The 22,737-nt window shown below is 57.8% G+C and carries 28 protein-coding genes; 17 read left to right on the forward strand and 11 right to left on the reverse strand.

Features of this window, described 5'->3' with window-relative positions:
• Positions 1 to 153: 153 nt before the first annotated feature.
• Genes GHO41_RS08275 through GHO41_RS08295 form a run of 5 tightly spaced genes read left to right on the forward strand, consistent with a single transcriptional unit; the run spans position 154 to position 3,935 of the window.
• A complete protein-coding gene (locus tag GHO41_RS08275; protein ID WP_048368376.1) occupies positions 154 to 549 on the forward strand; it encodes a hypothetical protein in 396 nt (131 codons plus the stop codon).
• On the forward strand, positions 542 to 1,918 hold the full coding sequence (locus tag GHO41_RS08280; protein WP_048368375.1) for an aspartate ammonia-lyase: 1,377 nt from the start codon (positions 542 to 544) through the stop codon (positions 1,916 to 1,918). The genes GHO41_RS08275 and GHO41_RS08280 overlap by 8 nt, the downstream gene beginning before the upstream one ends.
• A gap of 33 nt (positions 1,919 to 1,951) precedes the next feature.
• A complete protein-coding gene (locus GHO41_RS08285; RefSeq protein WP_048390292.1) occupies positions 1,952 to 2,401 on the forward strand; it encodes a hypothetical protein in 450 nt (149 codons plus the stop codon).
• A gap of 1 nt (position 2,402) precedes the next feature.
• Positions 2,403 to 3,014 carry a superoxide dismutase gene (locus GHO41_RS08290; protein WP_048368372.1) on the forward strand — a complete coding sequence of 204 codons (612 nt, stop codon included), beginning with the start codon at positions 2,403 to 2,405 and terminating at the stop codon, positions 3,012 to 3,014.
• A 27-nt stretch (positions 3,015 to 3,041) separates the two neighbouring features.
• On the forward strand, positions 3,042 to 3,935 hold the full coding sequence (locus GHO41_RS08295) for a ZIP family metal transporter (RefSeq protein ID WP_048368370.1): 894 nt from the start codon (positions 3,042 to 3,044) through the stop codon (positions 3,933 to 3,935).
• A gap of 110 nt (positions 3,936 to 4,045) precedes the next feature.
• On the opposite strand, the gene GHO41_RS08300 is transcribed toward GHO41_RS08295, so the two are convergent.
• The 10 genes from GHO41_RS08300 to GHO41_RS08345 form a co-directional block, all read right to left on the reverse strand.
• A complete protein-coding gene (locus GHO41_RS08300) occupies positions 4,046 to 4,318 on the reverse strand; it encodes an HPr family phosphocarrier protein (protein ID WP_048368368.1) in 273 nt (90 codons plus the stop codon).
• A 16-nt stretch (positions 4,319 to 4,334) separates the two neighbouring features.
• Positions 4,335 to 5,192 (reverse strand): RNase adapter RapZ, encoded by an 858-nt coding sequence (rapZ, locus tag GHO41_RS08305; RefSeq protein ID WP_048368367.1) that lies wholly within the window; start codon positions 5,190 to 5,192, stop codon positions 4,335 to 4,337.
• Positions 5,193 to 5,194: 2 nt separating this feature from the next.
• Positions 5,195 to 5,659, reverse strand: coding sequence for a PTS IIA-like nitrogen regulatory protein PtsN (gene ptsN / locus GHO41_RS08310; protein ID WP_048368365.1), 465 nt, complete (start codon positions 5,657 to 5,659; stop codon positions 5,195 to 5,197).
• A 12-nt stretch (positions 5,660 to 5,671) separates the two neighbouring features.
• On the reverse strand, positions 5,672 to 5,980 hold the full coding sequence (hpf, locus tag GHO41_RS08315; protein WP_123749612.1) for a ribosome hibernation-promoting factor, HPF/YfiA family: 309 nt from the start codon (positions 5,978 to 5,980) through the stop codon (positions 5,672 to 5,674).
• 75 nt (positions 5,981 to 6,055) lie between these two features.
• Positions 6,056 to 7,552, reverse strand: coding sequence for an RNA polymerase factor sigma-54 (locus GHO41_RS08320; protein ID WP_048368362.1), 1,497 nt, complete (start codon positions 7,550 to 7,552; stop codon positions 6,056 to 6,058).
• A 224-nt stretch (positions 7,553 to 7,776) separates the two neighbouring features.
• On the reverse strand, positions 7,777 to 8,502 hold the full coding sequence (lptB, locus tag GHO41_RS08325) for an LPS export ABC transporter ATP-binding protein (protein WP_048368360.1): 726 nt from the start codon (positions 8,500 to 8,502) through the stop codon (positions 7,777 to 7,779).
• Positions 8,502 to 9,047: a lipopolysaccharide transport periplasmic protein LptA gene (gene lptA / locus GHO41_RS08330; RefSeq protein WP_048368358.1), complete on the reverse strand. Its 546-nt coding sequence runs from the start codon at positions 9,045 to 9,047 to the stop codon at positions 8,502 to 8,504. Before lptA ends, lptB begins: the two co-directional genes overlap by 1 nt.
• Positions 9,034 to 9,606: an LPS export ABC transporter periplasmic protein LptC gene (gene lptC, locus GHO41_RS08335; protein WP_048390282.1), complete on the reverse strand. Its 573-nt coding sequence runs from the start codon at positions 9,604 to 9,606 to the stop codon at positions 9,034 to 9,036. The genes lptA and lptC overlap by 14 nt, the downstream gene beginning before the upstream one ends.
• Before the next feature lie 8 nt (positions 9,607 to 9,614).
• Positions 9,615 to 10,139, reverse strand: coding sequence for an HAD family hydrolase (locus GHO41_RS08340; protein ID WP_048390280.1), 525 nt, complete (start codon positions 10,137 to 10,139; stop codon positions 9,615 to 9,617).
• A complete protein-coding gene (locus GHO41_RS08345) occupies positions 10,139 to 11,113 on the reverse strand; it encodes a KpsF/GutQ family sugar-phosphate isomerase (RefSeq protein WP_048368351.1) in 975 nt (324 codons plus the stop codon). Before GHO41_RS08345 ends, GHO41_RS08340 begins: the two co-directional genes overlap by 1 nt.
• Positions 11,114 to 11,405: 292 nt before the next feature.
• Here GHO41_RS08345 and GHO41_RS08350 point away from each other — a divergent pair, with 292 nt between their 5' ends.
• From GHO41_RS08350 to hisC, 10 genes are all read left to right on the forward strand, one after another.
• Complete coding sequence (locus tag GHO41_RS08350) at positions 11,406 to 12,215, forward strand: ATP-binding cassette domain-containing protein (RefSeq protein WP_048368349.1); 810 nt, start codon at positions 11,406 to 11,408, stop codon at positions 12,213 to 12,215.
• Positions 12,215 to 13,012 carry a lipid asymmetry maintenance ABC transporter permease subunit MlaE gene (gene mlaE, locus GHO41_RS08355; protein WP_153433340.1) on the forward strand — a complete coding sequence of 266 codons (798 nt, stop codon included), beginning with the start codon at positions 12,215 to 12,217 and terminating at the stop codon, positions 13,010 to 13,012. The genes GHO41_RS08350 and mlaE overlap by 1 nt, the downstream gene beginning before the upstream one ends.
• Complete coding sequence (gene mlaD / locus GHO41_RS08360) at positions 13,012 to 13,479, forward strand: outer membrane lipid asymmetry maintenance protein MlaD (protein WP_048368345.1); 468 nt, start codon at positions 13,012 to 13,014, stop codon at positions 13,477 to 13,479. Before mlaE ends, mlaD begins: the two co-directional genes overlap by 1 nt.
• Before the next feature lie 11 nt (positions 13,480 to 13,490).
• A complete protein-coding gene (locus GHO41_RS08365; RefSeq protein WP_153433341.1) occupies positions 13,491 to 14,138 on the forward strand; it encodes a phospholipid-binding protein MlaC in 648 nt (215 codons plus the stop codon).
• Positions 14,135 to 14,440, forward strand: a complete 306-nt coding sequence (locus GHO41_RS08370; RefSeq protein ID WP_048390273.1) for a lipid asymmetry maintenance protein MlaB — start codon at positions 14,135 to 14,137, stop codon at positions 14,438 to 14,440. Before GHO41_RS08365 ends, GHO41_RS08370 begins: the two co-directional genes overlap by 4 nt.
• Before the next feature lie 114 nt (positions 14,441 to 14,554).
• The gene (locus GHO41_RS08375) at positions 14,555 to 14,794 is read left to right on the forward strand and encodes a BolA family protein (protein WP_048368340.1); all 240 of its coding nucleotides are present in this window, start codon (positions 14,555 to 14,557) and stop codon (positions 14,792 to 14,794) included.
• Between the two features lie 22 nt (positions 14,795 to 14,816).
• Complete coding sequence (gene murA, locus GHO41_RS08380) at positions 14,817 to 16,082, forward strand: UDP-N-acetylglucosamine 1-carboxyvinyltransferase (RefSeq protein WP_048368338.1); 1,266 nt, start codon at positions 14,817 to 14,819, stop codon at positions 16,080 to 16,082.
• Between the two features lie 179 nt (positions 16,083 to 16,261).
• Positions 16,262 to 16,897: an ATP phosphoribosyltransferase gene (gene hisG / locus GHO41_RS08385; RefSeq protein WP_048368336.1), complete on the forward strand. Its 636-nt coding sequence runs from the start codon at positions 16,262 to 16,264 to the stop codon at positions 16,895 to 16,897.
• 162 nt (positions 16,898 to 17,059) lie between these two features.
• Positions 17,060 to 18,388 carry a histidinol dehydrogenase gene (gene hisD, locus GHO41_RS08390; protein ID WP_153373685.1) on the forward strand — a complete coding sequence of 443 codons (1,329 nt, stop codon included), beginning with the start codon at positions 17,060 to 17,062 and terminating at the stop codon, positions 18,386 to 18,388.
• Positions 18,389 to 18,390: 2 nt separating this feature from the next.
• A complete protein-coding gene (gene hisC, locus GHO41_RS08395) occupies positions 18,391 to 19,443 on the forward strand; it encodes a histidinol-phosphate transaminase (protein WP_153327082.1) in 1,053 nt (350 codons plus the stop codon).
• Positions 19,444 to 19,533: 90 nt separating this feature from the next.
• Here the strand turns inward: hisC and algW are convergent, their stop codons facing one another.
• Positions 19,534 to 20,691: a Do family serine endopeptidase AlgW gene (algW, locus tag GHO41_RS08400; RefSeq protein ID WP_153433342.1), complete on the reverse strand. Its 1,158-nt coding sequence runs from the start codon at positions 20,689 to 20,691 to the stop codon at positions 19,534 to 19,536.
• Between the two features lie 102 nt (positions 20,692 to 20,793).
• On the opposite strand from algW, the gene GHO41_RS08405 reads away from it, so the two are divergent.
• Positions 20,794 to 21,552 (forward strand): Nif3-like dinuclear metal center hexameric protein, encoded by a 759-nt coding sequence (locus tag GHO41_RS08405; RefSeq protein WP_153327090.1) that lies wholly within the window; start codon positions 20,794 to 20,796, stop codon positions 21,550 to 21,552.
• Between the two features lie 264 nt (positions 21,553 to 21,816).
• Positions 21,817 to 22,734 (forward strand): sulfate adenylyltransferase subunit CysD, encoded by a 918-nt coding sequence (cysD, locus tag GHO41_RS08410; RefSeq protein WP_153433343.1) that lies wholly within the window; start codon positions 21,817 to 21,819, stop codon positions 22,732 to 22,734.
• Positions 22,735 to 22,737: the final 3 nt, after the last annotated feature.

Below are 22,737 nucleotides of genomic sequence, written 5' to 3' on the forward strand. Positions count from 1 at the left end.
CGGAAGGCAAACTTAGCGCCTGCCACCCTGATATGTGCGTTTGTCGGGCAAAGCGAAAGACAGTTGGCTCCTACAGGTGTGTGTCTAACGCAGGCTTGTTTTGATAATCAATATCGCTTAATAATGAATCTCATTATCGAGCGAGCCTAGGTCATGAGTTCAGCCTTGCATGAAGGCCCTTATCTGGAAAGCTGGCGCTGGATGAGCCGCCAGATCCGTTGCGGCCTGGCGCCCGACGAGCCGCGCCTGATTGAGCACTATCTGGCCGAAGGCCGATACCTGGCCGGTTGCACGGCGACTTCTCCCTGGATGATTTCTGCTACCGCGTTCCGGCTCTTGCTGGACACCGCCGCTGATACGGCCCTGCCGTGGCACTGGCGCAACCTGTGCCTGGACCATGCATGGCGCCCGCTGCGTGACATGGAAACTCAAGCCCTGTGTAACTGCCGCCTCAAGCGCTGGCAAAGCTTTGCCTGGCAATTGGCGACCTGCGAACTCGAACCTTCAATTTCTTTAACAGAACTGCTGCAAGGATTTCCTGATGAGTAATACGCGTATCGAACGGGACAGCATGGGTGAATTGCACGTGCCTGAGGCCGCGCTGTATGGCGCGCAAACACAGCGTGCGGTAGACAACTTCCCGATCAGCCATCAGCGCATGCCCGCGCAATTCATTCGTGCACTGATTCTGGCCAAGGCCGCTGCCGCCAAGGCCAACGTTGAACTCAAGCAAATCAGCGAAGCGCAGGGCAATGCCATTGTCGAAGCCACGCAGATATTGCTGTCCGGCGATTTTATGGAGCACTTCCCGGTGGATATTTTCCAGACCGGTTCGGGCACCAGTTCCAACATGAACGCCAACGAAGTCATCGCCACGCTGGCGACCCGCGTGCTGGGCGAAGTGGTCAACCCCAACGATCACGTCAACTGTGGGCAAAGCAGCAACGACATTATCCCGACCACCATTCACGTCAGCGCCGCTCTGGGCTTGCACGAAGAACTGCTGCCAGCCCTCAAGCATCTGGTTCAGGTGATTGAGCACAAGGCCGAGCAGGTTCACGTCTACGTTAAAACCGGGCGTACCCACCTGATGGACGCCATGCCAGTGCGCATGAGCCAGGTGCTCAATGGCTGGGCACAGCAGCTCAAGGCCAATATCGAGCACCTGCACACTCTGCAACCGGCCTTGCAGTCGCTGGCCCAGGGCGGCACGGCGGTGGGCACGGGGATCAACGCGCACCCGCAATTCGCTGCGCTGTTCAGCCAACAACTCAGTGCGCTGACCCACGTGCAATTCACGCCGGGTAAAGACCTGTTTGCCTTGATTGGTTCGCAGGACACCGCAGTGTCTGTTTCGGGCCAGCTTAAAGCGACCGCTGTATCGCTGATGAAAATCGCCAACGACCTGCGCTGGATGAACTCGGGCCCGCTGGCAGGCTTGGGTGAAATTGAACTGCAAGGCTTGCAGCCGGGCTCGTCGATCATGCCGGGCAAGGTCAATCCGGTGATCCCGGAAGCCACCGCCATGGTTGCCGCCCAGGTGATCGGCAATGACACGGTGATCACCATTGCCGGGCAGTCAGGCAACTTTGAGCTCAACGTGATGCTGCCGGTGATTGCACACAACCTGTTGAGCAGCATCGAGCTCTTGGCCAACTCCAGCCGCTTGCTGGCCGACAAAGCCATTGCCACCTTCAAGGTTAACGAAGCCAAGCTCAAGGAAGCGCTGTCGCGCAACCCGATCCTGGTCACGGCGTTGAACCCGATCATCGGCTATCAAAAGGCGGCCGAAATTGCCAAGACCGCCTACCAGCAGGGGCGCCCGGTGATTGATGTGGCCCTTGAGTACACCGATCTGCCGCGCAGCCAGCTTGAAGTCTTGCTCAACCCCGAGAAATTGACCGCCGGCGGCGTTTAACCCCACGCCCCACACACTGCTTTGGAGGTTCACATGGAGCACTGGAAACGCACGATCGAAAGAGCCAACCGCTGTTTCGCTGAGGGCGAGCTGGTCGATGCTCGAGAACATTACTTGCAGGCGCTGGCACTGGCACAAGTGCTGTTTGAGCGCTGGAGTGATGCCGACGAAGCAGTGGCGGCCTGTGTCATTTCCCACCACAACCTGGCGGATCTGCATTTGCGCCTTAACCAGCCGGAGGAGAGCGTTGAGTACCTGTGCGCGATTCACCAGCGGTTACTGCAAACCATGCAGAACCCCCGCCTGGCGCCTGCGCTGCGTGAAGCAGCGCTGCGTCAGAGCAGCAAAACCTACGTTGAGCTTTTGAACTTTATCAGCGATCACGGCGAATACCCGCGCTCCGAACTGTTGCTCAAAAGCCCTGTGACTCAGTCAAGTCACGAATTCTCAACCGTCAGCGGCCATCACTCAGGAGCACATTGATATGACTTACACCTTGCCTGCCTTGCCTTACGCCTACGACGCGCTTGAGCCGCATATCGATGCGCAAACCATGGAAATTCACTACACCAAGCACCATCAGACCTACATCAACAACCTCAATGCCGCGGTCGATGGCACGGAGTGGGCAAAATGGCCAGTTGAAAAACTGGTCGCCAGCGTCCAGGAACTGCCAGAAAAACTGCGTGCAGCGGTGATCAACCAGGGCGGCGGGCATGCCAACCACTCACTGTTCTGGGAAGTCATGAGCCCAACCGGCGGCGGCACCCCAAAAGGCGCATTGGCCAAGGCCATTGATGAACAGCTGGGTGGGCTGGAGACGTTCAAGGAAAACTTCACCAAAGCGGCCTTGACCCGTTTCGGCAGCGGCTGGGCCTGGCTCAGCGTGAACCCCGAGAAAAAACTGATCATCGAAAGCAGCGGTAACCAGGACAGCCCACTGATGAACGGCAACACCCCGATTCTGGGGCTGGACGTTTGGGAGCACGCTTACTACCTGCGTTATCAGAACCGCCGTCCGGAATACATTAATGCGTTTTACAACGTGATTAATTGGCCCGAAGTCGAGCGGCGCTATGCAGCTGCGATTGCCTAAGCCGACCAAGAAGGATTCAGGCAGATTATGGGCACGCAAATATTAGCGGTGGGTGGCGTGCGGATGTTCCGCTATGCGCTGGGCACGCTCTTGCTGTTGGCGGGCACGGCCTTGCTGGTGGCCAAGGGGTTGGTCTGGCTGGATCTTGAACCCAGGTTGTTGCGGGCTCTGCAAGGCGGTGCGCTGTGTGCGCTGGGCACCGCTTTGGGCGCCGTGCCGGTATTGGTTATCCGCAAAATGCCGGTTGCGGTAAGCGACACCTTGCTGGGTTTTGGGGCGGGGGTCATGTTGGCGGCCACGGCATTCTCGTTGATTGTGCCGGGCATTGCGGCGGCGCAAAATCTTGGGCTGTCGTCATGGGGCGCTAGCGGCCTGGTCAGTGCGGGTATTTTGCTGGGGGCATTCTTTCTGTTTCTGGTCGACCTCAAGGTCTCCGGGGCTGCCCCTGAAATGATCATCAGCAAGCCCGGCGAGCCCGTGATTGCGCCGCGCATCTGGCTGTTCGTGATTGCCATCATTGCGCACAACATCCCGGAAGGGATGGCGGTCGGGGTGTCAGCGGGCGGCGGCATGCCAGATGCTGACAGCCTGGCGATGGGCATTGCCTTGCAGGACGTCCCGGAGGGCCTGGTGATCGCGCTGGTACTGGCGGGTGCAGGCATGTCGCGGGTCAAGGCGTTCTTAATCGGTGCGGCCTCCGGCCTGGTTGAGCCGGTATTTGCGCTGCTGTGTGCCTGGCTAGTGAACCTGGCCGAAGTGTTATTGCCATTTGGACTGGCGTTGGCGGCGGGTGCGATGTTGTTGGTGGTCACTCAAGAAGTGATCCCCGAATCGCGGCGCAACGGTCACGAAAAGCTCGCAAGCCTGGGCTTGTGCATCGGCTTTTGCCTGATGATGGTGATGGACACCGCACTGGGCTAACGCCCTGTATTGATCCCCAACAAACCCGTAGGAGCGAGCTTGCCTCGCGATCTTTTGATCTTAAAAGATCGCGAGGCAAGCTCGCTCCTACCGTTACGCCGGGCTGCTCTTCACTCACCCTCATCGAAGTAGTTGTTGATGAGCTTGACCAGTGCGTCGAGCGCTTCCTGTTCCTGCTCGCCTTCCGTCTTCAAATGGATCTTGGTGCCTTTGCCGGCAGCGAGCATCATCATGGCCATGATGCTCTTGCCGTCGACCATGGATTCAGGGGTGCGACCCGCTCTTACCTGACACGGAAACTTCCCGGCGACGCCGACGAATTTTGCTGATGCCCGAGCGTGCAAGCCCAGTTTGTTGATGATTTCGATTTCCAGAGCAGGCATCGCAGGGTGGGTCCTTTCAGGTCAGGTCGCGGTGGCGAACCTGGACGTTCTTAAGAGTTTCTTGCAGGCATTTGCCAAGCCGTTCGGTCAGATACACCGATCGGTGATGGCCGCCTGTGCAGCCGATAGCAATGGTCACATAAGCACGATTGCTGGCGGCAAAGCGGGGTAGCCATTTAAGCAGGTAGCTGGAGATGTCCTGAAACATCTCTTCAACATCCGGCTGTGCAGCGAGGTAATCCGCCACGGGTTGATCCAGGCCTGATTGCTCGCGCAGTTCCGGTTTCCAGTACGGGTTGGGCAGGCAGCGCACGTCAAACACCAAGTCAGCGTCTACCGGCATGCCGCGCTTGAAGCCAAACGATTCAATCAGGAACGCTGTGCCCGGTTCGGGCTTGTTCAGCAGGCGCAACTTGATCGTATCGCGCAACTGATACAGGTTCAGATTGGTGGTGTTGACGGTCAGGTCGGCGAGGTCGGCAATCGGCCCGAGCAAGTGGGTTTCATCGCGAATGGCCTCTGCCAGCGAGCGGCTCTCACTGCTCAGCGGGTGCCGACGACGGGTTTCAGAGAAGCGCTTGAGCAGGGTTTCTTCATCGGCATCCAGATACAGGACATCGCACTGGATATGCCGGTTGCGCACTTCCTCAAGCAATTGCGGAAAGCGCGACAGGTGGCTCGGCAGGTTACGCGCATCAATGGAGACGGCGACCAGCGGTTGCGGTAATTCTGTGTGGATCAGTGCGCGTTCCGCCAGCTCAGGCAGCAAGCCGGCCGGCAGGTTGTCGATGCAATAAAAACCGTTGTCTTCGAGGACCGCGAGGGCTGTACTTTTTCCGGAGCCGGAGCGTCCGCTGACAATGACTAAGCGCATGATTAATGACCGTTCTGTACGTCCAGAACAACCTGATACAACGCTTCGTTGCTGGGTGCGTTGCGCAATCTGTCACGCACGTCTTTGCGGTCGAGCATGCTGGCGATCTGCCGGAGCAGTTCCAGGTGCGCATCGGTAGCCGCTTGTGGCACCAGCAAAACGAACAAAAGGTCGACCGGTGCGCCATCGATGGCGTCGAAATCTATGGGGGCGTCCAGGTGCAGCAAGGCGCTGATGGGCGACTCGCAGCCAGCCAGACGGCAATGAGGTATTGCGATGCCGTTACCAAAACCGGTGGAACCCAGTTTTTCACGGGCGATCAGCGCCTCAAACACTTTTTGCGCGTCCAGATCAGGTACTTCCCGGCTGATCAGGTTGGCAACTTGTTCGAGTGCGCGCTTTTTACTGCCGCCCGGCGCGTTCACCAAGGAACGGCCGGGGGTCAGGATATTTTCAAGTCGAATCATGGTGATGGAGTATTAGCGACCCGTTGCGCCCTGGAGCAGGCTTTGAGTCTTTTCCTTATGCTTTTTCAGTTGGCGATCAAGCTTCTCGTAGAGGCTGTCGATGGCGGCGTACATGTCTTCATTGACCGCGTTGCCGACAACTTCTCCGCCGGGAATATTGAGAGTGGCTTCGATTTTCTGTTGAAGTTTTTCAACAGAGAGGATCACCTGCACGTTGGTGATTTTGTCGTAGTGACGTTCCAGACGTGCGAGTTTGTCATTGATCGAGTCGCGCAGCGCTTGGGTGACTTCCAGATGTTGTCCACTGATGTTGACTTGCATACAGTTTCTCCTTCTGTTGCCATTGCATAAAGTGACAGGCCGAAGCGCCTGCCACTGAAACGCTGTGACCCGTACTTACATCAAACGCTTGCGTTCGCTCGAAGGCGCAATCCCAAGGGATTCGCGGTACTTGGCGACGGTCCGACGGGCCACCTGAATACCTTGTGCCTCCAGTAAACCAGCGATCTTGCTGTCACTCAATGGCTTTTTCTGATTTTCAGCGGCGACCAGTTTTTTGATGATCGCGCGGATCGCGGTGGACGAGCATTCACCGCCTTCCGAGGTGCTGACGTGGCTGGAAAAAAAGTACTTCAATTCATAAATACCGCGCGGGGTATGCATGAATTTTTGTGTGGTGACGCGCGAAATCGTTGATTCGTGCATGCCGACAGCTTCTGCGATGTCATGCAGTACCAGCGGCTTCATGGCCTCATCGCCATATTCCAGAAAGCCACGCTGATGCTCGACGATTTGGGTCGCTACTTTCATCAGCGTTTCATTGCGGCTCTGCAGGCTTTTGATAAACCAGCGGGCTTCTTGCAACTGGTTGCGCATGAAGGTGTTGTCGGCGCTGGTGTCGGCACGGCGCACGAAGCCTGCGTATTGCGGGTTGACCCGCAGGCGTGGCACCGATTCCTGGTTCAACTCGACCAGCCAGCGGTCGTTGTCCTTGCGGACGATGACGTCAGGAACCACGTATTCCGCTTCGCTGGACTCGATCTGCGAACCCGGACGCGGGTTGAGGCTTTGTACCAGTTCGATGACCTGGCGCAGCTCGTCTTCTTTGAGCTTCATGCGCCGCATCAGCTGGCTGTAGTCACGCGCGCCGAGCAAGTCGATGTAGTCGGTGACCAGACGCTTGGCTTCGTTGATCCAGGGCGTCTTGGCGGGCAACTGGCGCAGTTGCAGCAGCAAGCACTCGCCCAGGTTGCGGGCGCCAATGCCGGCTGGCTCAAATTGTTGGATGCGGTGCAGGACGGCTTCGATCTCGTCGAGTTCGATATCGAGTTCCGGGTCAAAGGCTTCCAGAATCTCTTCGAGTGTTTCGTCGAGGTAACCCTGGTTGTTGATGCAGTCGATGAGTGTCACGGCGATCAGGCGATCGGTGTCCGACATCGGTGCCAGGTTCAATTGCCACAACAGATGGCTTTGCAGGCTCTCGCCGGCCGAGGTGCGCGTGGTGAAGTCCCACTCGTCATCATCGCTGCTGGGCAGGCTGCTGGCGCTGGTCTGGTAGATGTCTTCCCAGGCCGTGTCGACCGGCAGTTCGTTGGGGATGCGCTCGCTCCAGTCGCCGTCTTCCAGGTTGTCCACGGTAGGGGCGGACTCTTGCTGGTAGGAAGGCTCCTGAATATCGCTGCTGGGTTTTTGCTCGATGTTGTCGGCCAGAGGGTCCGAGTTGTCGAAGTCGTCGCCTTCTTCCTGGCGTTCGAGCATCGGATTGGATTCCAGGGCCTCCTGGATTTCCTGTTGAAGGTCCAGGGTCGACAGTTGGAGCAAACGGATGGCCTGTTGCAGCTGAGGCGTCATCGTCAGCTGCTGGCCCATTCTCAAGACTAGCGATGGTTTCATGGCAGGGGCTTAACACCTTATTCGCCGGCGCGCATGGCGCCATCCACTACAGGGCGCGTGAGCGCCAAACTTAAGCAAATTATATGCCTGAAAGCGGGGCGTTTGCCTAGGGGGCATTTTTAATAAGTTTGTGCTAGGGCGGGAATCTGCGGGAGGGCGCCACTTGAAGGATTTGGCAGCATGGGCGGTTGCCTGATGCTTCAAATGGCGCTCAGGGTACAGCTTTAGAGGCGGAACTCGTGACCCAGATACACTTCTCGCACCAACTTGTTGGCGAGAATTGTTTCAGCATCGCCTTCGGCGATCAATTGACCGTCGTTGACGATGTAGGCTGTTTCGCAAATGTCGAGCGTTTCACGGACGTTGTGGTCGGTGATCAGCACGCCAATGCCTTTGGCCTTGAGGTGGTGAATGATTTGCTTGATATCGCCCACCGAGATGGGGTCAACGCCTGCAAAAGGTTCATCGAGCAGGATGAACTTGGGGTTGGTCGCCAGGGCGCGGGCGATTTCTACACGGCGACGCTCACCGCCGGACAAACTCATGCCGAGGTTGTCGCGGATGTGATTGATATGGAACTCCTGCAGCAGGCTTTCCAGCTCTTTGCGGCGACCAGCCTTGTCGAGCTCTTTGCGTGTCTCAAGAATCGCCATGATGTTGTCGGCGACCGACAGCTTGCGGAAGATCGACGCTTCTTGCGGCAAGTAGCCGATACCGGCGCGTGCGCGACCGTGCATGGGCTGATGGCTGACGTCCAGGTCGTCAATCAGTACGCGGCCCTGATCGGCTTGTACCAGGCCGACGATCATGTAGAAACAGGTGGTTTTGCCCGCGCCGTTAGGCCCGAGCAAGCCGACGATCTGCCCGCTGTCGATCGACAGGCTTACATCGCGTACCACTTGGCGACTCTTGTAGCTTTTAGCCAGATGCTGGGCTTTCAGGGTTGCCATTACTGGGCCTTCTGCTGGTCGGTTTTACTCTTCGGCTGGATCACCATGTCAATGCGTGGACGAGGCGCAGTGACGTTCGTGCCATTGGCCCGGCCGGCATTGGCGACTTGTTTCACGGTGTCGTAGACGATCTTCTCGCCTTCGGTCGTGTTGCCTTCGTTGATGACTTTAGCCTTGTCGATCAGCACGATGCGGTTTTGCGGCGCGTGATATTGAATCGTCACGGCGTACGCCTGAACCGGTTTCGGATCACCGACTTTTTGCAGTTGTTCGAAATACGCCAGGTTGCCGACCGAGGTTACAACGTCAATATCGCCCGCTGCGGTGCGGGTAAGGGTGACGGTGTTACCGGTAATTTTCATGGACCCTTGGGTGATGATCACATCGCCCTTGTAAGTCGCAACGCCTTGCTTGTCATCCAGTTGGGCTTCGTCGGCCTGGATACGGATAGGCTGCTTGTTGTCATCCGGCAGAGCCCAGGCGCTCGCGCTTCCCAGTGCTGCGCTCAGGCTGAGCAATAAAGGGAGGGTTTTAACGAGACTCATACTGTCCTCTTACGTTGGACAGCAGGTCCATCCTGCCGTCTTTCAAATATGCTTTCATTCCCTTACCAGTCGTCACACCACCGGCGCCGTCGATTCTAACGTCTCGGTCGGTCTGCGCATATTCCTTCTGTGGGAATACAGTCATGCGGGTCGTGGTAATAATCGTAGTGCGGTTTTTATCGTCGGTACGTGCAACGCGCACAGAATCGATGAGTTCGACCTGGGTACCGTCCGGGTTAACTTCGCCGCGCTCGCTCTGAACGTGCCACGGGAAGGGCGTACCGCGGAAAATTTGCATGTCTGGCTTGGTCATTAATGTGACTTCAGAAGCCTGCAAATGTTCGACCTTGTCTGATGTCAGCTCATATTGCAGTTTGCCGTCGGGCAAGAACTGCAGGCTGTGAGCATTGATTGCGTAATAGTCGATAGCGGTGTCATCGACAGGCGCAACAGGCTTGTCGAGAAAACGCTCCGGGCTGATATTCCAGTAGCCAACGGCCGCAAATAGCGCGGCAATGACTGCGAATAACAGAATGTTGCGAATCTTTTTACTCTGCATAAAACGCTCTATAAGTAGGCGGCGAGGGCTGCATCAAGGCGCCCTTGAGCGCGCAGGATCAGTTCGCAAAATTCGCGGGCGGCACCTTCGCCACCGCGTGCCTGGGTAGTGCCGTGGGCGTGCTCGCGAACAAAACCGGCAGCGTTGGCCACCGCCATGCCCAGGCCGACCCGGCGTATGACGGGCAGGTCGGGCAGGTCGTCGCCCAAATAGGCAACCTGTTCATAGCTTAGGCCGAGTTGGCCGAGAAGCTCGTCCAATACCACCAATTTATCTTCGCGCCCCTGATAGAGGTGCGGGATGCCCAGGTTTTGTGCGCGCCGTTCAACGACCGGGGTCTTGCGACCACTGATGATTGCGGTCTGCACACCGCCGGCCATCAACATCTTGATGCCTTGGCCGTCCAGGGTATTGAAGGTCTTGAATTCGCTGCCGTCTTCGAGGAAGTACAGGCGACCGTCGGTCAGTACGCCATCGACGTCAAAGACAGCAAGTTTGATGTGTTTGCCACGCTCAAGCAGATCGCTGGTCATTACATTACTCCTGCGCGCAGCAAGTCGTGCATGTTCAAGGCACCCACCGGGCGGTCATCCTTGTCGACCACCACCAGCGCGCTGATCTTGTGGTCTTCCATGATTTTCAGGGCTTCGGCGGCCAGCATGTCGGCCTTGGCCGTTTTGCCGTGCGGCGTCATGACCGAGTCGATGGTTGCATTGCGAATGTCGATTTCGCGGTCCAGGGTGCGGCGCAAGTCGCCGTCAGTGAAGATCCCGGCCAGTCGCCCGTCTTCTTCAACGATAACGGTCATGCCAAGGCCTTTGCGGGTCATTTCCATCAAGGCGTCTTTAAGCAAGGTGCCACGGACCACGTTAGGCAGTTCATCGCCGGAGTGCATCACGTTGTCGACTTTCAGCAGCAGGCGACGGCCCAGGGCGCCACCCGGGTGCGAGAAGGCGAAGTCTTCTGCGGTAAAGCCGCGCGCTTCGAGCAATGCCACGGCCAGGGCGTCGCCCATGACCAGGGCTGCAGTGGTCGAGGAGGTCGGCGCCAGGTTCAGTGGGCAGGCTTCGTGGGCAACATGAACGTTAAGGTTCACCTCGGCGGCTTTGGCCAGTGTCGAGTTCGGGTTACCGGTCACGCTGATCAGCTTGATGCCCAGGCGCTTGATCAGTGGCAGCAGGGTCACGATTTCGGCCGTTGTGCCGGAGTTCGACAAGGCCAGAATGATGTCATCGCTGGTGATCATGCCCATGTCGCCATGGCTGGCTTCAGCGGGATGAACAAAAAAAGCCGTGGTGCCGGTGCTGGCCAGGGTGGCGGCAATTTTATTGCCGACATGCCCGGATTTGCCCATGCCGACCACGACAACCCGGCCTTTACTTGCCAGAATCATCTCGCAAGCGCGTACAAAATCAGCGTCGATATGAGCCAGCAAGCCTTCGACGGCTTCCAGTTCAAGACGGATAGTACGGTGGGCAGATTGAATCAGGTCGCTGGATTGGCTCATGTTTGAAGTCGGGTAGCCTGAGAAAAGGCGACGATTATAGCGGTTATGCGCAATTCCCTCACGCTTGATCGTGATGCTTTGTTGCACCAGGTTACAAGTCAGTGTCAGGACTGCGGCTAATTTGGCATTTATTAGCTGTCTGCAACCTGTGAGGGCACTCCTTCGGTCTTGGGCGGTCTGTATCAGCAGTGCTATAGTTCGCCGCCAGTTCGGCCCGCTCAGGAGCGCGAGCTTCTTAATAAGAAGCATGGTGTCCGGGTGAGAGGCAGAAGCTGCATCGCAAGGAGTTTAGATGAGCGCCGATAACGCCTACGCGGTCGAGCTGAAGGGAGTGTCCTTCAAGCGCGGTTCGCGCAGCATCTTCAATAATGTCGATATTCGAATTCCGCGTGGCAAGGTCACGGGAATCATGGGCCCGTCCGGCTGCGGCAAGACTACCCTGTTACGTTTGATGGGCATGCAATTGCGTCCCAGCAGCGGCGAAGTGTGGGTCAATGGCCAGAATCTTCCGACCCTGTCACGCAGCGACCTGTTCGATGCGCGCAAGCACATGGGCGTGTTGTTCCAGAGTGGCGCGTTGTTCACCGACCTGGACGTGTTCGAAAACGTAGCATTCCCGCTGCGGGTTCACACCCAACTGCCAGAAGACATGATCCGCGACATCGTGCTGCTTAAATTGCAGGCCGTGGGGCTGCGCGGGGCAATCGATCTGATGCCCGATGAGCTGTCGGGCGGCATGAAGCGTCGGGTAGCCCTGGCGCGGGCGATTGCCATGGATCCGCAGATCCTGATGTATGACGAACCTTTTGTTGGCCAGGACCCGATTGCCATGGGGGTTCTGGTGCGGCTGATCCGTCTGCTCAACGACGCGTTGGGCATCACCAGTATTGTGGTATCCCACGACCTGGCAGAGACGGCGAGTATTTCTGACTATCTCTATGTCGTTGGCGATGGCCAGGTGCTGGGGCAGGGCACGCCAGAAGAGCTGATGAATGCGGATAACCCGCGCATTCGTCAATTCATGAACGGCGATCCGGACGGCCCGGTCCCGTTCCATTTTCCGGCGTCGGACTACCGAACCGATCTTCTGGGGAAGCGTTAATGCCCAAAAAATCAATGATTGACCGAATCGGGTTTTTCGGCAGAGCCGGGATCGACATGGTCTCGGTGCTGGGCCGTTCGACCATTTTCCTGTTTCACGCATTGCTGGGGCGTGGCGGCATTGGCGGCGGGTTTGGGCTGTTGCTCAAACAACTGCACTCTGTGGGCGTCATGTCGCTGGTCATCATCGTGGTGTCCGGTATTTTTATCGGCATGGTGCTGGCGCTACAGGGTTTCAGTATCTTGTCCAGCTACGGTTCCGAGCAGGCGGTAGGGCAAATGGTTGCCTTGACCCTGTTGCGTGAGCTGGGGCCGGTGGTGACTGCCTTGCTGTTTGCCGGGCGTGCCGGGTCGGCGCTGACCGCCGAAATCGGCAACATGAAATCAACCGAACAGTTGTCCAGCCTGGAAATGATCGGTGTTGACCCGCTCAAATACATCATTGCGCCACGCTTGTGGGCCGGGTTCATTTCCCTGCCGGTGTTGGCGATGATTTTCAGCGTGGTCGGGATCTGGGGCGGTTCGTGGGTGGCAGTCGACTGGCTGGGTGTCTACGACGGTTCCTACTGGGCCAATATGCAGAACAGTGTGACCTTCAGTGGTGACGTGATTAACGGGATCATCAAAAGCATCGTGTTTGCTTTTGTAGTGACCTGGATTGCTGTGTTTCAAGGTTATGACTGCGAGCCCACATCAGAGGGGATCAGCCGTGCCACTACCAAAACCGTGGTGTATGCCTCTCTGGCAGTCCTCGGGTTGGACTTCATTTTGACTGCCTTGATGTTTGGAGATTTCTGATGCAAAACCGCACCATGGAAATCGGTGTCGGCCTGTTCCTGCTGGCTGGCATCCTGGCTTTACTGTTACTTGCCCTGCGAGTCAGTGGGCTATCGCCGACTGCCAGCACGGACACCTACAAACTCTATGCCTACTTTGACAACATCGCAGGTCTGACGGTGCGCGCCAAAGTCACCATGGCAGGTGTCACCATCGGCAAGGTCACGGCAATTGACCTGGACCGTGACAACTTCACGGCACGCGTCACCCTGCAAGTGGAAAAGGATGTGAATAACCTGCCGACGGACTCGACGGCGTCTATCCTCACAGCCGGGCTGCTGGGCGAGAAGTACATCGGTATCAGCGTGGGCGGGGATGACGTTGTGCTCAAAGATGGTGGCACCATTCACGACACGCAATCGTCGCTGGTTCTCGAAGACCTGATCGGCAAGTTCCTGATGAATACCGTTAGCAAAGAAGCCAAATAAGGAGCCTTAAGATGATTTCTCTCTTGCGCCGTGGCCTGCTGGTGATGTTGGCGGCGGCTTTGCCGATGATGGCGAGCGCTGCGCCGGGTCAGTCTGCCCATGACATCGTGACTGACACAACCACTCGACTGCTGGCGGACCTTTCTGCCAACAAAGAAAAATACAAAGCCAGTCCGGCCGAGTTTTATGACGCCCTGAACAACATCGTTGGGCCGGTGGTTGACGTTGACGGTATTTCCAAAAGCATCATGACCGTCAAGTATTCGCGCCAGGCCACTCCTGCCCAGGTGCAGCGCTTCCAGGACAACTTCAAGCGCAGCCTGTTCCAGTTCTACGGCAATGCCTTGCTAGAGTTCAAGAACAAAGGCATCGAAGTTGGGCCCGCCAAGGATGAAAGTGGTGATCGCACGAGCGTCGATATGAAGGTGACAGGTGAAAATGGCGCGATTTACCCTGTCTCCTACACACTGACTAAAATAAATGGCGAGTGGAAGGTACGTAACGTCGTCATCAACGGCATCAACATCGGCAAGTTGTTCCGTGATCAGTTCGCCGATGCCATGAATCGCAACGGCAATAATCTGGACAAGACCATTGATAACTGGGCCGGCGAAGTTGCCAAGGCCAAGGAAAAAACCGACGAGAAATTGAGCCAATGACTGACGCCGCCATTACCCTGGCTGGCGAAAGCGAGCTGCGCCTGAGTGGCGTGCTCGACTATCAGACCGGCCCGCGCTTGCGCAAGGAAGGCCAGGCCCTGATCAAAAAGGCCTTGGCCAAAGCCCTGGTGGTGGATTGCTCGGCGGTCACCAAGTCCAGCAGCGTGGGCTTGTCCCTGCTGCTGTGCTACATCCGTGACGCGCAAGCCCTGAACAAGCCAATGAGCATCACCGGTTTGCCCGAAGACATGCGTGAAATCGCTAAAGTTTCGGGTCTGACCGAGTTGCTGGCACATCATTAATAGCCACTTATAAGAAAGCCCCCCGTCAGAGTCCTGTTATACGGGGTTCGCAGGCGCGGGGCTTTTTTGTATGATGGCCGACCCGCGCGCGTTAGGCGCCGATTGAGGTTGAGCATGCAGGCCGTAGAAGTTAAGAGCTTTCTTGAAGAGAAGCTGCCTGAAATTCAGGTAGAAGTTGAGGGCGAAGGCTGCAACTTTCAGCTGAACGTGATTAGTGACGAGCTGGCGGCCTTGAGCCCGGTCAAACGTCAACAAAGCATCTATACCCATTTGAACCCGTGGATCGCTGATGGCAGCATCCATGCGGTGACTATGAAATTCTTCAGCCGCGCGGCCTGGGCCGAGCGCACCTGAGCCCCTTGGCGTCGAGATTGTTATGGATAAATTGATTATTACCGGCGGTGCCCGTCTTGATGGCGAAATCCGTATTTCCGGTGCGAAGAACTCTGCTTTGCCGATTCTGGCAGCGACCTTGCTGTGCAATGGCCCGGTCACGGTCGGCAACTTGCCGCATTTGCATGACATCACCACCATGATCGAGCTGTTCGGTCGCATGGGCATTGAGCCAGTGATCGACGAGAAGCTCAGCGTCGAAATCAACCCGAACACCATCAAAACCCTGGTCGCACCGTACGAGTTGGTGAAAACCATGCGTGCGTCGATCCTGGTGCTGGGCCCGATGGTTGCACGCTTCGGTGAGGCAGAAGTTGCGCTGCCTGGCGGTTGCGCCATCGGCTCGCGTCCAGTTGACCTGCACATCCGTGGCCTCGAAGCCATGGGCGCAGTGATTGACGTCGAAGGTGGCTACATCAAAGCCAAGGCGCCAGAAGGCGGCTTGCGCGGTGCCAACTTCTTCTTTGATACCGTCAGCGTAACCGGTACTGAAAACATCATGATGGCCGCAGCTCTGGCCAATGGCCGCAGCGTATTGCAGAACTCTGCGCGCGAGCCTGAAGTGGTAGACCTGGCCAACTTCCTGAACGCCATGGGCGCCAAGGTAAGCGGTGCTGGCACTGACACCATCACCATTGATGGCGTTAAAGAGCTGCACCCGGCAACTTACCGCGTGATGCCGGACCGTATCGAAACCGGTACTTACCTGGTGGCTGCCGCCGTAACTGGCGGTCGCGTGAAGGTCAAGGACACCGATCCGACCATCCTCGAAGCCGTCCTTGAGAAGCTCAAGGAAGCGGGCGCCGAGATCACCACCGGCGAAGACTGGATCGAGCTGAACATGCACGGCAAACGCCCGAAGGCGGTCAACGTGCGTACGGCTCCGTACCCGGCGTTCCCGACGGACATGCAAGCGCAGTTCATCTCGCTCAACGCCATTGCCGAAGGTACTGGCGCAGTGATCGAGACCATCTTCGAAAACCGCTTCATGCACGTTTACGAACTGCACCGCATGGGCGCCAAGATCCAGGTAGAAGGCAACACTGCCATCGTCACCGGCACAGAAACGCTCAAAGGCGCGCCCGTCATGGCCACCGACCTGCGTGCTTCGGCCAGCCTGGTTATTTCGGCACTGGTTGCTGAAGGCGACACCCTGATCGACCGCATCTACCACATAGACCGTGGCTACGAGTGCATCGAAGAAAAACTGCAAATGCTGGGTGCCAAAATCCGCCGCGTTCCGGGCTAGTTTTGGGGTTTGGCATCATGGGCACAGGGATCGTGTCCAGCCGCCAGGTGACGTAAGCGCTCGCACGCGTTACCTTACCTGGCCTTGAATCGTTCAAGTCGAGCCTGATATCAGGCTCGATGCATGTCCGGCGCCGATTGCGTCGGGCATAAGTACCCTGATAAGGACTTACGTTTCCCATGTTGACCATTGCACTGTCCAAGGGCCGTATCCTTGACGACACCCTGCCGCTTCTGGCTGAAGCAGGCATTGTGCCGACAGAGAATCCGGACAAAAGCCGCAAGCTGATCATCCCGACCTCCCAGCCGGACGTCCGTCTGCTGATCGTCCGTGCCACCGATGTGCCGACGTATGTCGAGCATGGTGCCGCCGACCTCGGTGTCGCGGGTAAAGACGTGCTGATGGAATACGGCGGCCAGGGCCTTTACGAGCCGCTGGACCTTCAGATTGCCCAATGCAAGCTGATGACTGCCGGTGCTGTAGGCGCCGTCGAACCTAAAGGCCGCCTGCGCGTTGCCACCAAGTTCGTCAATATCGCCAAGCGTTACTACGCCGAGCAGGGCCGTCAGGTCGACATCATCAAGCTCTACGGCTCGATGGAACTGGCTCCGCTGATTGGTCTGGCCGACAAAATCATCGACGTCGTCGATACCGGCAATACCTTGCGTGCCAACGGCCTTGAGCCACAAGATTTCATCGCTGCCATCAGCTCCCGTCTGGTGGTTAACAAAGCGTCGATGAAAATGCAGCACGCCCGCATTCAAGCCCTGATCGATACCCTGCGCAAAGCAGTCGAGTCTCGACACCGCGGCTGACACACCTGCGCGACCCTGGATCCAGCATCTTTACGTCGCGCCCATCCATCCGTGTAATAGCCAGAAATTTCAGGTATCCACGCGGATGGCTTGGTAGTCTTGCCGTGCCTGATACTTGCACCCCTTAATTCCAAGCAAACGCCCATTACCGAGGCCCTCGCTATGACCGCTCCCACTGCAATTCGCCGACTCAACGCTGCTGACCCGGACTTCGCGCAGCATCTGGATCATCTGCTGAGCTGGGAAAGTGTGTCTGATGACTCGGTCAACCAGCGTGTGCTCGACATCATCAAAGCCGTGCGTGAGCGTGGCGATGCGGCGCTGGTTGAGTTCACCCAGCGTTTTGACGGCTTGAGCGTTAACTCCATGGCCGACCTGATCCTGCCGCGTGAGCGCCTGGAACTGGCCTTGACCCGCATCACCGCCGCGCAGCGTGAAGCACTGGAAAAAGCCGCACAGCGTGTGCGCAGCTACCACGAAAAACAAAAGCAAGACTCCTGGAGCTACACCGAAGCCGACGGCACCGTGCTGGGGCAGAAGGTCACGCCACTGGACCGCGCCGGTCTGTACGTGCCGGGCGGCAAAGCGTCGTATCCGTCTTCTGTGTTGATGAACGCGATCCCGGCCAAAGTGGCAGGCGTTGGCGAAGTGGTTATGGTCGTGCCAACGCCGCGTGGCGAAATCAACGAGCTGGTACTCGCTGCTGCCTGCATTGCCGGGGTTGACCGGGTGTTCACCATCGGTGGTGCCCAAGCCGTTGCAGCGTTGGCCTATGGCACTGAAAGCGTGCCGCAAGTCGACAAGGTGGTCGGGCCGGGCAACATCTACGTGGCCACCGCAAAGCGCCACGTGTTTGGCCAGGTGGGGATCGACATGATCGCCGGGCCTTCGGAAATCCTCGTTGTTTGCGACGGCCTGACCGACCCGGACTGGATCGCCATGGACCTGTTCTCCCAGGCCGAGCACGACGAAGACGCGCAAGCGATTCTGGTCAGCCCGGATGCCGAGTTCCTCGACAAGGTGGCCGCCAGCATCGCCAAACTGCTGCCGACCATGGAGCGTGCCGACATCATCAACACCTCGATCAATGGCCGTGGCGCGTTGATTCTGGTGAATGACATGCAGCAAGCCATGGACGTTGCCAACCGCATTGCCCCGGAACACCTGGAGCTGTCGGTGGCAGACCCGCAAGCCTGGCTGCCACAGATCCGTCACGCCGGGGCGATCTTCATGGGCCGTCACACCTCCGAAGCCCTGGGCGATTACTGCGCAGGCCCGAACCACGTATTGCCGACGTCGGGCACCGCACGATTCTCGTCGCCGCTGGGTGTGTACGACTTCCAAAAGCGTTCATCGATCATTTTTTGCTCGGAGCAGGGCGCTTCTGAACTGGGCAAAACCGCGTCGATTCTGGCCCGTGGCGAGTCGTTGACCGGCCACGCCCGCAGTGCTGAATACCGGATCATCGCCGACACCGAACAGGGGCAATAAGCATGAGCAAATTCTGGAGTTCGTTCGTTAAAGAGCTGGTGCCCTACGTACCGGGTGAGCAGCCAAAACTGACCAAGCTGGTCAAACTCAACACCAACGAGAACCCTTACGGGCCATCGCCCAAAGCGCTGGCTGCGATGCAGGCCGAAGTTAACGACAACCTGCGTCTGTACCCGGACCCCAACAGTGACCTGCTCAAGCAGGCGGTGGCCGAGTATTACGGCGTACAAACCAACCAGGTGTTTCTCGGCAACGGTTCTGATGAAGTGCTGGCGCACATCTTCAATGGCCTGTTGCAGCACGACAAACCGCTGTTGTTCCCGGACATCAGCTACAGCTTCTACCCGGTGTATTGCGGTCTGTATGGCATCGAGTTCGACGCGGTGCCGCTGGATGAGCAGTTCCAGATCCAGCCTGCGGACTATGCCAAGCCCAACGGCGGCATCATCTTCCCGAACCCCAACGCGCCCACGGGCTGCTTGCTGGCGCTGGACGCCATTGAGCAGATGCTCAAGGCCAGCCCGGATTCAGTGGTTGTGGTGGACGAAGCCTACATCGACTTTGGTGGTGAAACCGCCATCAGCCTGGTGGACCGCTACCCGAACCTGCTGGTGACGCAAACTCTGTCCAAATCGCGCTCGCTGGCCGGTTTGCGGGTGGGCCTAGCGGTGGGCCATCCTGACCTGATCGAGGCCCTGGAGCGGATTAAAAACAGCTTCAACTCCTACCCGCTGGACCGCATCGCCATCGTCGGCGCGGCGGCGGCTTTTGCCGACCGTGATTACTTCGCACAGACCTGCCAGGCGGTCATCGATAGCCGCGAGCACGTGGTCGGTCAGTTGAAGGCGTTGGGTTTTGAAGTGTTGCCATCGGCGGCGAACTTTATCTTCGCCCGCCACCCGGAACACGATGCGGCAGCACTGGCGGCCAAATTGCGCGAGCAGGGCGTGATCGTGCGCCACTTCAAGCAACTGCGTATCGCCCAGTTCCTGCGCATTACCATTGGCACGCCTGAGCAGAACGCGGCGCTGATTGAAGGGTTGGCTGATATTTAAAGCGTCCCACGACCTGTAGGAGCGAGCTTGCCTCGCGATCATTTAAAGATCAAAAGATCGCGAGGCAAGCTCGCTCCTACAGAGGGGTGTTTATTTCTCGGTATGCGCCGGCTGTTCTTGCTGCGGCCGCAGGCCCACTTCGGCGGAGAGCTTGAGCTCTTTGCCATTGCGCAAGACCAGAATCGCCACCTTGTCTGAAGGCTTGATGCGGGCCACCTGGTTCATTGAACGACGACCATCATTAGCCGGTTCGCCGTCAATGCTCAGGATCACATCACCCAGTTGCATACCGGCTTTTTGCGCCGGGCCATCACGGAAGATCCCCGCGACGACAATCCCCGGGCGGCCATTCATGCCAAACGACTCGGCCAAGTCCGGCGTCAGTGACTGAACCTCAATCCCCAGCCAGCCACGGATCACCTGGCCGTGCTCGATTATCGACTTCATGACTTCCATCGCCAGGTTGATCGGGATCGCAAAGCCAATACCTTGCGAGCCCCCCGACTCGGAGAAGATCGCGGTGTTGATGCCGGTCAGGTTGCCGTTGGCATCCACCAGCGCGCCGCCCGAGTTGCCGGGGTTGATCGCGGCATCGGTCTGGATAAAGTCTTCGTAGTTGTTCAAGCCCAACTGGTTACGCCCGGTGGCGCTGATGATGCCCATGGTGGTGGTTTGACCCACGCCAAACGGGTTGCCAATGGCCAGCGCGATGTCACCGATGCGCAAGGCGTCAGAGCGACCAATGGTGATAGAGGGCAGGTTTTTCAGGTCAATCTTGAGCACGGCCAGGTCAGTTTCCGGGTCACTGCCGATCATGCGGGCCAGGGTTTCGCGACCGTCTTTAAGCGCCACGACAATCTGGTCAGCACCTGCCACTACGTGGTTGTTGGTCAGCAAATAGCCTTCCGGGCTCATGATCACGCCCGAGCCGAGGCTCGATTCCATACGCTTTTGTTTGGGCGCGTTGTTGCCGAAAAAACGTCGGAACTGCGGGTCTTCAAACAGCGGGCTGGCGTTTTTGTTCACCACTTTGGTGGTGTACAGGTTGGCGACTGCCGGGGCAGCGCGGGTCACGGCGTCGGCATAGGTCACAGGGCCTTGCTGCACATAACTGGTGCGCGGGGCTTGTTGCAGATTAACGTCCAGCGTCGGCAGGCCAACCCACTCTGGATAGCGTTGAATAATCAGCAAAGCGATAAGCACGCCGGCCAGCAATGGCCAGCCAAAAAAACGCAAAGCCTTGAACATTGAACTTAATCCTGAAGGTTGCAGAGCCACCATGACGGCCCATAATGGCGGCCATTATACGAGTGCCTGAGCGCCTCTGAACGCTATATTTAGGAGTCTTTTATGGCTGTCGCCCTGAGCACGCTGGTAGAAGAAGCAAATCGTTACCTGAACAGCGCTGCAATCAGCGATTACTGCCCCAACGGCCTGCAAGTCGAAGGCCGACCGCAAGTATTGCGAATTGTGAGCGGGGTCACTGCTAGCCAGGCGTTGCTGGATGCCGCTGTCGAGGCTGAGGCCGACCTGATCCTGGTGCATCACGGCTACTTCTGGAAGGGCGAAGACCCTTGCGTCACCGGTATGAAGCAGCGCCGTCTTAAAACCTTGCTCAAGCATGACATCAGCTTGCTGGCCTATCACTTGCCACTCGACCTGCACCCTGAGGTGGGCAATAACGTGCAATTGGCGCGGCAACTGGACATCACCGTTGAAGGCCCGCTGGACCCGGCCAACAACAAAGTCGTGGGTCTGGTGGGGTCATTGGCCGAACCGATGACTGCTCGCGACTTTGCCCGCCGTGTCCAGGAAGCGTTGGGGCGTGAACCGTTACTTATTGAAGGCAGCGACATGATTCGCCGCGTAGGCTGGTGCACCGGCGGCGGCCAAGGGTTTATCGACCAGGCCGTGCTGGCGGGCGTTGACCTGTACTTGAGCGGCGAAGCGTCCGAGCAAACCTTCCATAGCGCGCGGGAAAACGACATCAGCTTCATCGCTGCCGGCCACCACGCCACCGAGCGTTACGGCGTACAGGCGCTGGGCGATTACCTGGCGCGACGCTTTGCCCTCGAACACCTGTTCATCGACTGCCCCAACCCGATTTAAAACTGTGGCAAACATCTGTAGCCGCTGCCGCAGGCTGCGATAAGGGCCGTAGGACCTTCGCTTTTAACCCCAAAAGCAGGGCTGCTGCGCAACCCATCGCAGCCTGCGGCAGCGACTACAGTAGGCGCGATGGCCAAACCTGGCGATCTATTCTTAGATCGTTTAGGTCTACTTGGCGCCCTCAATAGAAGTAGGCGCTGTGCTAGCATTCGACCCTCGAACACGGCCCGCAGGCCGTTAATAAGATAGCTTTCGTGAGTAGCCATGGTCGACAAACTGACGCACCTGAAACAGTTGGAGGCGGAGAGCATCCATATCATTCGCGAGGTGGCCGCCGAGTTCGATAACCCGGTGATGCTGTACTCCATTGGTAAAGATTCCGCCGTAATGCTGCACCTTGCCCGCAAGGCATTTTTCCCTGGCAAGCTGCCGTTTCCGGTAATGCATGTCGATACCCAGTGGAAATTCCAGGAGATGTACAGCTTTCGCGACAAGATGGTTGCCGAGCTGGGCCTGGACCTCATCACTCACGTAAACCCGGACGGCGTGGCGCAAGGGATCAACCCCTTCACCCACGGCAGCGCCAAGCACACCGACATCATGAAAACCGAGGGCCTCAAACAGGCGCTGGACAAGCACGGTTTTGATGCCGCCTTCGGTGGTGCCCGTCGCGACGAAGAAAAGTCCCGTGCCAAAGAGCGCGTGTACTCGTTCCGTGACAGCAAACACCGCTGGGACCCAAAAAACCAGCGCCCTGAGTTGTGGAACGTCTACAACGGCAACGTCAACAAAGGCGAGTCGATTCGCGTGTTCCCGTTGTCCAACTGGACCGAACTCGACATCTGGCAGTACATCTACCTTGAAGGCATCCCGATCGTGCCGCTGTACTTCGCGGCTGAGCGTGAAGTCATCGATAAGAACGGCACACTGATCATGATCGACGACGATCGCATCCTTGAGCACCTGTCTGACGAAGACAAGGCGCGCATCGTCAAGAAAAAGGTCCGCTTCCGTACTCTGGGCTGCTACCCGCTGACTGGCGCGGTAGAGTCCGAGGCAGAAACCCTGACCGACATCATCCAGGAAATGCTCCTGACGCGAACTTCCGAGCGCCAGGGCCGAGTCATCGATCACGATGGCGCAGGCTCGATGGAAGATAAAAAACGTCAAGGTTATTTCTAAGGG

The sequence above is a fragment of the Pseudomonas sp. FSL R10-0399 genome (assembly GCF_009600165.1).
Lineage (GTDB): Bacteria > Pseudomonadota > Gammaproteobacteria > Pseudomonadales > Pseudomonadaceae > Aquipseudomonas > Aquipseudomonas helleri.